Source organism: Streptomyces sp. NBC_00094, assembly GCF_026343125.1.
In the GTDB taxonomy this organism is placed as follows: Bacteria; Actinomycetota; Actinomycetes; order Streptomycetales; family Streptomycetaceae; genus Streptomyces.
The window spans coordinates 4,436,505-4,445,617 of sequence record NZ_JAPEMB010000001.1 but is presented as its reverse complement, the minus strand read 5'-3'; the positions used below and the strand labels follow the sequence as shown (position 1 = coordinate 4,445,617).

Genomic DNA, 9,113 nt, shown 5'->3' with positions numbered 1-9,113 from the left:
GGGGTGCCGCTATGCCGGTACGAGGGGCCTGTGTCAGGCCATGCGGCGGCGGGCCGCCTCGTACAGCACGACACCGGCGGCGACACCGGCGTTGAGCGACTCGGCGCCGCCCGGCATGGGGATGCGGACGCGGTAGTCGCAGGTCTCGCCGACGAGGCGCGACAGGCCCTTGCCCTCGGAGCCGACGACGATGACGACCGGGCCGGACAGCGCCTCCAGCTCGTGGACCTCGTGGTCGCCGTCGGCGGCGAGGCCGACGATCGTGAGGCCGGCCTTCTGGTACTGCTCCAGGCAGCGGGTCAGGTTGGTCGCGCGGGCGACCGGGGTACGGGCGGCGGTGCCGGCCGACGTCTTCCAGGCACCGGCCGTCATACCGGCGGCGCGGCGCTCGGGGACGACCACGCCGTGGCCGCCGAAGGCCGCGACGGAGCGGACGATGGCGCCGAGGTTCCGCGGGTCGGTGATGCCGTCGAGGGCGACGATCAGCGGGTCCTCGTGGTGGTCGTAGGCCGTCGCGGCGAGGTCCTCGGGGTGCGCGTACTCGTACGGCGGGACCTGGAGGACGAGGCCCTGGTGGTTGAGGCCGTTCGTCATCCGGTCGAGCTCGGGGCGCGGCGCCTCCATGATGTTGATGTTGCCGCGGCCGGTGGCGAGGTTGAGGGCCTCGCGCACGCGCTCGTCGTTGTCGATGAACTGCTGCACGTACAGGGTCGAGGCGGGGACGCCGTCGCGCAGGGCCTCGAAGACCGGGTTGCGGCCGACGACCATCTCGGAGGTCCCCTTGCCGCCGCGGCGCGCGACGGGCTTGCGCTTGGCCGCCTGGCGGGCCATCGCGTTGGTGACGCGGAACGCCTTGTGGCCCTTGCGGTCGGTGGCCTTGGGCGTCGGGCCCTTGCCTTCGAGGCCCTTGCGCCGCTGGCCACCGCTGCCGACCGTCGCACCCTTCTTGTTGGACGTGCGACGGTTCCTGCGCTGGCTGTTCCCGGCCATGACTACCTATTTCCTCTAATGCCTGCGTACACAAGTCTGTAACTGAAGTGTGCCGCCCGGAGCCCCGAGCGGCACATTTCTAACGGTTGCCCAGCGTCCAGCGGGGGCCGTCGGGGCTGTCCTCGATGGCGAGACCGGACTGGCTCAGCTGGTCGCGGATCGCGTCCGCGGTCGCCCAGTCCTTCCGCTCACGGGCCGACTCGCGCTGCTGGAGCACGAGCCGTACGAGGGTGTCGACGACGCCGTGGAGCTCTTCGCCGCCACCGGACTCCTCGGCCCACTGCGGGTCGAGCGGGTCCAGGCCGAGGACGCCGAGCATGGCCCGGACCTCGGCGAGGCGGGCGATGGCCTCGTCCTTGTCGTCCGCCGCGAGGGCGCTGTTGCCCTGGCGGACGGTGGTGTGGATGATCGCGAGCGCGTGCGGCACGCCCAGGTCGTCGTCCATGGCCTCGGCGAAGGCCGGCGGCACCTCGGCGGCGGGGGCGACGGGCGCCCCGGCCTTCTCGGTGGCGCGCTGGACGAAGCCCTCGATACGGGCGAACGCCGACTCGGCCTCGCGCAGGGACTCCTCGCTGTACTCGATCATCGACCGGTAGTGCGGGGTGCCCAGGTAGTAGCGGAGGACGATGGGGCGCCAGTTCTTGACCATCTCCGACACCAGCACGCTGTTGCCGAGGGACTTCGACATCTTCTCGCCGGCCATGGTGACCCAGGCGTTGTGCACCCAGTAGTGCGCGAACTCGTCGCCGAAGGCCTTGGCCTGGGCGATCTCGTTCTCGTGGTGCGGGAAGATCAGGTCGAGACCGCCGCCGTGGATGTCGAAGGCGGAGCCCAGGTACTTGTGGGCCATGGCCGAGCACTCCAGGTGCCAGCCGGGCCGGCCGCGGCCCCACGGGGTCTCCCAGTCGGGCTCGCCCGGCTTGGTCGCCTTCCACATCGCGAAGTCGCGCGGGTCGCGCTTGCCGGTGATGCCGTCCTCGGAGGGCTGACGCAGGTCGTCGATGTCCTGGTTGGACAGCTCCAGGTAGCCCGGGAAGGAGCGCACGTCGAAGTAGACGCTGCCGTCGGCCTCGTACGCGTGTCCGCGCTCGATGAGGCCGCGCATCATCTCGATCATCTCGGGTACGTGCCCGGTGGCGCGGGGCTCGTAGGTGGGCGGCAGGCAACCGAGCGCGTCGTAACCGGAGTTGAACGCGCGCTCGTTCTCGTACCCGATCGACCACCAGGCGCGGCCCTGGTCCGCGCCCTTGGCGATGATCTTGTCGTCGATGTCGGTGACGTTGCGGATGAACGTGACGTCGTAGCCGCGGTAGGCGAACCAGCGGCGCATGATGTCGAAGTTCAGCCCCGACCGGATGTGGCCGATGTGCGGGGCGGCCTGCACGGTCGCGCCACAGAGGTAGATCGAGACGCAGCCCGGCGTGAGCGGGATGAAGTCACGGATCTGCCGGGCGCTGGTGTCGTACAGGCGAATAGTCACCACTCCAGGGTAGTGGGCGTGTGGTAGTGCCCCGCGACCTGCCCACGATCGAGGGGCACGTTTTTCTCCGACTCCTTCACCGACTCCGGTGCTACAGGGGGTAGACCAGGGCGGTCGCGAGGGCGGCGAGGCCCTCGGCGCGGCCGGTCAGACCGAGTCCGTCGGTGGTCGTGCCGGAGACGGAGACCGGCGCGCCGGCCGCTTCGCTCAGCGCTTTCTGGGCCTCGTCACGGCGCTTGCCGACCTTGGGGCGGACGCCGATGACCTGTACGGCGATGTTGCCGATCTCGTATCCCTCGGCGCGGACGATCCGGGCGGCCTCCGTCAGGAGGGTGACGCCGGAGGCGCCGGACCACTCCGGGCGCGAGGTGCCGAAGTGGGCGCCGAGGTCGCCGATGCCGGCGGCGGAGAAGAGGGCGTCGCAGGCCGCGTGGGCGGCGACGTCACCGTCGGAGTGCCCGGCGAGGCCGTAGCCGTCGTTCTCCTCGGCGTCCCAGAGGAGGCCGGCGCACCAGAGTTCGCGGCCCTTCTCGAAGGCGTGGACGTCGGTGCCGATGCCGGTACGGGGCAGCGGCGGTCGGGGCGTGGGCTCAGAAGCCATCGTTGGCCCTCCTGCGGGCGAGTACGGCCTCGGCGAGGACGAGGTCGAGCGGACGGGTCACCTTGAACGCCTCCTCGTGGCCGGGCACGACGACGACGGGCGCGCCGAGCCGCTCGACCATGCCGGCGTCGTCGGTGGCGCCGTCACCGGTGAGGGCGATGGTGGCGTGGGCGTTGACCAGCGTGTCGTGGTCGAAGCCCTGCGGGGTCTGGACGGCACGGAGGCGGGCGCGGACCGGTGTGGCGACGACCTGCTCGGGGTCGCCGGGCTTCTCGGCCGGCTCGACCTCCTTGACGGTGTCCGTGACGGGCAGCGCGGGGACGACGGCGACGGCCCCGTCCCGTACGGCCTCGATGACGGCGTCCACGGTGTCGACGGGCACCAGGGGGCGGGCCGCGTCGTGGACGAGGACGGTGGTGATGCCCTCGGGCAGCGCCTGGAGGCCGAGGTGCACGGACTCCTGGCGGGTCTCGCCGCCGGGGACGACGAGGTAGTCGGTCCGCTCGGGGAGGGCGTGGGCGTCGAGGAGGTTCTTGACCTCGGCGGCGCCGTCGGAGGGTGCGACCACGACGACGAGCGAGACCGCGCGGGAGGCGGCCATCGCACGGACGGCGTGGATCAGCATGGGGGTGCCGCTCAGCGCGCGGAGCGCCTTGGGGGCGCCCGGGCCGAGGCGTACGCCCCGTCCGGCCGCCGGGATCACCACGGCGGTACGAGGAGGACGCTCTTCGTCTGACATCGGTTGCACTCCGGCAGGTTTGTTTCCGCGGCCGACATGGGTATGGCCTCACCGTGCCGGACGCGACGCCTTGACCGGGCCCTTTCCGTGACGACGGTCGAGGCGTTGCCGCGAGAGCACAGGGGTTCGGACGTAACAGGGGGTGCGGGTTTCTTCAGCGGTGCGCACAGGGATCGGTTCCGCTGACCGTCGTCCCGTGTCCGTACGGTCGCGCGTACGCTCCGCATACGTACGCGAACATGCCGCAGCGCCCGACGACAGCGCTGTGTGGTTCACAGCGCGCCAGCGGGCACCGCGGCATCGCTTCACTTGGAAGCACGCTCGGAGCGAATCGCCCGGAAAGATCCGGTCGCCGGGAAGGACCCGGTCGCCCGGAAGAGCCCGGAGCGATTCAGAGCGCGCTCACTCAGGACGCGAGGACCTCGTCGAGGAGAGCCTCGGCCTTGTCCTCGTTCGTGTTCTCCGCGAGAGCCAGCTCGCTCACCAGGATCTGCCGAGCCTTGGCCAGCATCCGCTTCTCACCGGCGGACAGCCCGCGCTCGCGCTCCCGGCGCCACAGGTCGCGCACTACTTCGGCGACCTTGATGACATCGCCGGAGGCGAGCTTCTCGAGATTTGCCTTGTAGCGACGGGACCAGTTCGTCGGCTCTTCGGCGTACGGCGCACGCAGCACCTCGAAGACCCGGTCCAGCCCGTCCTGACCGACAACGTCGCGAACTCCGACGAACTCCGCATTGTCCGCCGGTACACGAACTGTCAGGTCGCCTTGCGCGACCTTGAGCACCAAGTAGGTCTTGTCCACGCCTTTGATCTGGCGAGTTTCGATGGCCTCGATCAGCGCGGCCCCGTGATGGGGATAGACCACGGTGTCGCCAACCTTGAACGTCATGTGACAGGTACCCCTTCCGTGGCTATCCAGGGTAACACGGATACAGCTTCTTCTGAATGGCGTTTTCGCAGGTCAGGGCATATCTCAGGGCTTGACAACAGCATCGCGGACGTGCTGCGGAGGGCTTCCGGAAGGCGGTATTCGCAGGTCGGAGCGGCTGTGTCGACGGAGAGAAACGCGTACGTTACACGTACCAGGTGCCCCTCCAGGGAGGGGTGATGTCCCGGTTTGCCGGGTTCGGAGCGGCCTTCTTCGCGTACTCCGTTCGAGGATCGTCCACCCGTACGGATGTACGCCGGGGTGATTCCCGAATTGATCACGCCGTCGGCGTCCGGGATTTCCCGGAGCGGGGCCACGGGGAATGCGGGGCGGCCGCCGAATTGATCAAGGCGGTTATGTGAACAACGGGTCAACGGGTCGTGATCCGGCCACTCCGACCCGATCTCGACGGTCGGCGGGATGCCCCCACGGATCACCCAAGGGCCTCCCAAGGACCTCTCAAGGACCTCTCGAGGAGCTCGCAAGAAGCTCGCAAGAACCTCCCGAGCGTCTCCCGAGGTCGTTACCGGCGGCCTACCCGCGAGCTGCCCGCAGGCTGCGCGCGAGTCGCCCGCGGGCTGCGCGAGAGTCACCCGAGGACCGCTCGGAGACGACGGTGGCCGGTTAGGGGCGGGTCGGGTGCGGGACGGAGAGTGCGGCTCGGTAACCTAAGCGCGCTGACACACCTTTAGCTGGTTCTTAGTCCCAGACCTGTCCGTTCGTCCTAGGAGATGCCGCCGCCGTGAGCCGCAGCCTTCGACGCGGCGCCCTCGCCGCCTCTGCCATCGTGTTCTCGATCGCCGTACTGTCCGCCTGTGCTGCGGGCAACGACGCGCAGACGCTCGGCGTCAAGCCGGACAACGCGGCCGTCACCGTGGACGACGTCAAGATCCAGAACGCGCTCGTCATCACCCAGCCCCACCAGGGCGTGAAGGGTCCGGCCGTCGTCTCGGCCACCGTCTTCAACAACGGCAACACGCCGCAGACCCTCGACGCGATCACCCTGCCGGGTACGACCGCGACGGTGAAGCTGACCCCGGCCGAGGGCACCGGCCCGATCACCGTCCCGGCGCTGGGCTCCGTCGTGATCGGCGGCGCCGGCAACGCCACCGCCGTGATCGAGAACGGCACCGAGGCCGCCAGGAACGGCGACGCCCAGAAGGTCGTCTTCAAGCTCAGCAAGACCGGCGACGTGGGCCTGAGCGCCTTCGTCGTCCCGGCGACGAGCTACTTCAAGGACTTCGGTCCGTCGATCGTCCCGGCTCCCCCGGGCGCCACGCCGACGGCCTCGGCGTCCGCCGAAGCCGGCCACGGCGAGGGCGAGGGCGAGGCCGGACACGGCGCCGAGCCCTCGGGCGAGGCCACGACCGCCGGTCACTGACCGCGGCGGCAGGACATACGTGAAGGGGCGCCCCCGGTGGGGGCGCCCCTTCACGCGTACGTCCGTCGTCTACGGCTCGAACCACCGCCCCGCGTACGGGGGGGGTGCGGTCTACGGCTCGAACTTGTAGCCCAGGCCTCGGACCGTCACCAGGTAGCGCGGGGCTCCCGGGTCCGGCTCGATCTTGGCGCGGAGGCGCTTCACGTGGACGTCGAGGGTCTTGGTGTCGCCGACGTAGTCCGCGCCCCAGACCCGGTCGATGAGCTGCATACGGGTCAGCACGCGGCCCGCGTTGCGCAGCAGCATCTCCAGGAGGTCGAACTCCTTCAGCGGCAGGTCGACCTTGCCGCCCGAGACCGTCACCACGTGGCGGTCGACGTCCATACGGACCGGGCCGGCCTCCAGGGCCGCCGGGGTGACCTCCTCCGGCTCGCCGCGGCGGCGGAGCACCGCGCGGATGCGGGCCACCAGCTCCCGCGACGAGAAGGGCTTGGTCACGTAGTCGTCGGCTCCTATTTCCAGGCCGACGACCTTGTCGATCTCGCTGTCCTTGGCGGTCACCATGATCACCGGGACGTTCGAGCGGCCGCGCAGCTGGCGGCACACCTCGGTACCGGGCAGGCCCGGAAGCATCAGGTCGAGGAGGACGAGGTCGGCTCCGTTGCGCTCGAACTCGTCGAGGCCGTCGGGCCCGGTCGCCGCCACGGCGACCTCGAAGCCTTCCTTGCGGAGCATGTACGACAGGGCGTCGCTGAAGGATTCCTCATCCTCGACGACGAGCACTCGGGTCACGGAAGGACCTCCGGGGCGGGAAGCGGTTCGGTCATGAGATCTGGGGTGGGGGAGGAGACGGGCCGGCGGTCCCGTACGGAGCCGGCCTCGGGCAGCCGCAGGGTGAAGGTGGAGCCCTGACCCTCGGTGCTCCAGACGGTGACCTCCCCGCCGTGCGAGGCGGCCACGTGCTTCACGATGGCCAGGCCGAGGCCCGTACCGCCGGTGGCACGGGAGCGGGCCGGGTCGACGCGGTAGAAGCGCTCGAAGACGCGCTCCTTGTCCTTGTCGGGGATGCCGATGCCCTGGTCGGTGACGGCTATCTCGATCAGGTCGCCGCCGGGCGCGGCGACCTTGCGGGCCGCGATGCCGACGCGGGTGTGGGCTGGTGAGTAGTTGACGGCGTTCTCCACGAGGTTGCCGAGGGCGGCCGCGAGCTGGCCGCGGCTCCCCCAGACGCGCAGGTCGGCCGCTCCGCCGGAGACCATGCTGATCTGCTTGGTGGAGGCGGTGTGCCGGGAGCGGTCGATCGCCTCGACGACGAGTTCGTCCACGGAGACCGGCTCGGAGTCCTCCAGCGGATCGTCGTTCTGCACGCGGGAGAGGTCGATGAGCTCCTGTACGAGGTTGGTCAGGCGGGTCGCCTCTATCTGCATCCGGCCGGCGAAGCGGGTGACCGCCTCGGGGTCGTCCGAGGCGTCCATGACCGCCTCGGAGAGCAGGGAGAGCGCGCCGGTCGGTGTCTTGAGCTCATGGCTCACGTTGGCGACGAAGTCGCGCCGTACCGCTTCGATACGGCGGGCCTCGGTGAGGTCCTCGACGAGGAGCAGCACGAGCCGCGAGCCCAGCGGGGCGACCCGGGCGGAGACGGCGAGGGCCTCGCCGCGTCCGGTACCGCGCCGGGCCAGGTCCAGCTCGACCTGGCGTATCTCTCCGTCGCGGCGCGTGTCGCGGGCCATGTTGAGCATGGGCTCCACGGCCAGCTTGCCGCCCCGGACCAGGCCGAGGGCGTACGCCGCCGAGCTGGCCTTGACCACGGAGTCGCTCTCGTCGAGGACGACCGCGGACGAGCGCAGTACGGACAGTACGGTGTCGACGCCGGGCGGGAGCACGGCGTCGGTGTGCAGGGAGGTTCGGGTGGGCCGCGCCTGGTCGCGCTCGCTCCAGCGGAACGCCAGCATGGCGATCACACCGGTGCACACGCCGGCGATCGCTGCCAATGCGGCGACTGCCGCGTTCACGTCCATGCCCACCAGGTTATGCGGGGTGACGGACACTCTCCCAGCCGTCCGAGTGGCTGCTCGAACAGTCGTCGCCCAGAGTTCACCGTGGAGACGGTGCTGGTTCATTTGTCCTGACGGCGACAGTGGCGCGTGTCGCCCAGAGTTCACCTTGGGGAAAGTGACGGTTCACATGAGGTGGTGAAGCCGGACGCGTAGGGGGCCGAACGTGGGAGCGTGGGGGTCCGAAGCCCCACCCGGACCCCGGAGCTTTGCGTAGAGAGGGACATCCATGCGGGACGCGTACCACGAGGAACTGGACTCGATCGGCGAGAGCCTGGTCGAGATGGCCCGACTCGTCGGCTCGGCGATCGGGCGCGCCACGACGGCGATGCTCGACGCGGACCTGAAGCTCGCGGAGAGCGTGATCGCGGCGGACCAGAAGGTCGACGACCTCCAGCACGACCTGGAGGCTCGGGCGATAGCGCTGCTCGCCCGGCAGCAGCCGGTGGCGACGGATCTGCGGATCGTGGTGACCTCGCTGCGGATGAGCGCCGACCTGGAGCGCTCGGGCGACCTCGCGCAGCACGTGGCGAAGCTGGCGCGGCTGCGGTTCCCCGCCACGGCGGTGCCGCGGGACCTGCACGCGACCATCCTGGAGATGGGACAGCTCGCGCAGCGCCTGATGGCGAAGGCCGCGGAGGTCATCATCACGAAGGACGTCGACCTGGCGCTCCAGCTGGAGCAGGACGACGACGAGATGGACCTGCTGCACCGGACGCTGTTCCAGCACCTGATGGACGACCGCTGGAAGCACGGCATCGAGACGGCCGTGGACGTGACGCTGCTCGGCCGGTACTACGAGCGGTTCGCCGACCACGCGGTGTCGGTGGCGAAGCGCGTCGTGTACCTGGTGACGGGTGAGCACGCGGACGAGCTGCAGGCGGCGGACGCTCCGGTGGAGGGCGCGTAGGGCCTGTCCCGCGGCCCCGGCCGTGCTCCA

The 9,113-nt window shown here is 70.2% G+C and carries 9 protein-coding genes; 2 read left to right on the top strand and 7 right to left on the bottom strand.

Features of this window, described 5'->3' with window-relative positions; translation table 11 throughout:
- Positions 1 to 33: 33 nt before the first annotated feature.
- From rlmB to OG580_RS19605, 5 genes are all read right to left on the bottom strand, one after another.
- Positions 34 to 990 (bottom strand): 23S rRNA (guanosine(2251)-2'-O)-methyltransferase RlmB, encoded by a 957-nt coding sequence (gene rlmB, locus OG580_RS19625; RefSeq protein ID WP_267044969.1) that lies wholly within the window; start codon positions 988 to 990, stop codon positions 34 to 36.
- 79 nt (positions 991 to 1,069) lie between these two features.
- Positions 1,070 to 2,470 (bottom strand): cysteine--tRNA ligase, encoded by a 1,401-nt coding sequence (gene cysS / locus OG580_RS19620; RefSeq protein WP_267044968.1) that lies wholly within the window; start codon positions 2,468 to 2,470, stop codon positions 1,070 to 1,072.
- Between the two features lie 91 nt (positions 2,471 to 2,561).
- Positions 2,562 to 3,071, bottom strand: coding sequence for a 2-C-methyl-D-erythritol 2,4-cyclodiphosphate synthase (gene ispF, locus OG580_RS19615; protein WP_267044967.1), 510 nt, complete (start codon positions 3,069 to 3,071; stop codon positions 2,562 to 2,564).
- Positions 3,061 to 3,810, bottom strand: a complete 750-nt coding sequence (ispD, locus tag OG580_RS19610; RefSeq protein ID WP_267044966.1) for a 2-C-methyl-D-erythritol 4-phosphate cytidylyltransferase — start codon at positions 3,808 to 3,810, stop codon at positions 3,061 to 3,063. The genes ispF and ispD overlap by 11 nt, the downstream gene beginning before the upstream one ends.
- Positions 3,811 to 4,216: 406 nt before the next feature.
- Positions 4,217 to 4,699 carry a CarD family transcriptional regulator gene (locus OG580_RS19605; RefSeq protein WP_003953493.1) on the bottom strand — a complete coding sequence of 161 codons (483 nt, stop codon included), beginning with the start codon at positions 4,697 to 4,699 and terminating at the stop codon, positions 4,217 to 4,219.
- A 781-nt stretch (positions 4,700 to 5,480) separates the two neighbouring features.
- Between OG580_RS19605 and OG580_RS19600 the strand changes: the two genes are divergently transcribed.
- Positions 5,481 to 6,119 (top strand): DUF461 domain-containing protein, encoded by a 639-nt coding sequence (locus OG580_RS19600; protein WP_267044965.1) that lies wholly within the window; start codon positions 5,481 to 5,483, stop codon positions 6,117 to 6,119.
- Positions 6,120 to 6,230: 111 nt separating this feature from the next.
- Here the strand turns inward: OG580_RS19600 and OG580_RS19595 are convergent, their stop codons facing one another.
- Positions 6,231 to 6,911 carry a response regulator transcription factor gene (locus OG580_RS19595; protein WP_017242433.1) on the bottom strand — a complete coding sequence of 227 codons (681 nt, stop codon included), beginning with the start codon at positions 6,909 to 6,911 and terminating at the stop codon, positions 6,231 to 6,233.
- A complete protein-coding gene (locus OG580_RS19590; protein ID WP_267044964.1) occupies positions 6,908 to 8,137 on the bottom strand; it encodes a cell wall metabolism sensor histidine kinase WalK in 1,230 nt (409 codons plus the stop codon). The genes OG580_RS19595 and OG580_RS19590 overlap by 4 nt, the downstream gene beginning before the upstream one ends.
- 265 nt (positions 8,138 to 8,402) lie before the next feature.
- Between OG580_RS19590 and phoU the strand changes: the two genes are divergently transcribed.
- Positions 8,403 to 9,083, top strand: coding sequence for a phosphate signaling complex protein PhoU (phoU, locus tag OG580_RS19585; RefSeq protein ID WP_267044963.1), 681 nt, complete (start codon positions 8,403 to 8,405; stop codon positions 9,081 to 9,083).
- The last annotated feature ends 30 nt before the right edge of the window (positions 9,084 to 9,113 follow it).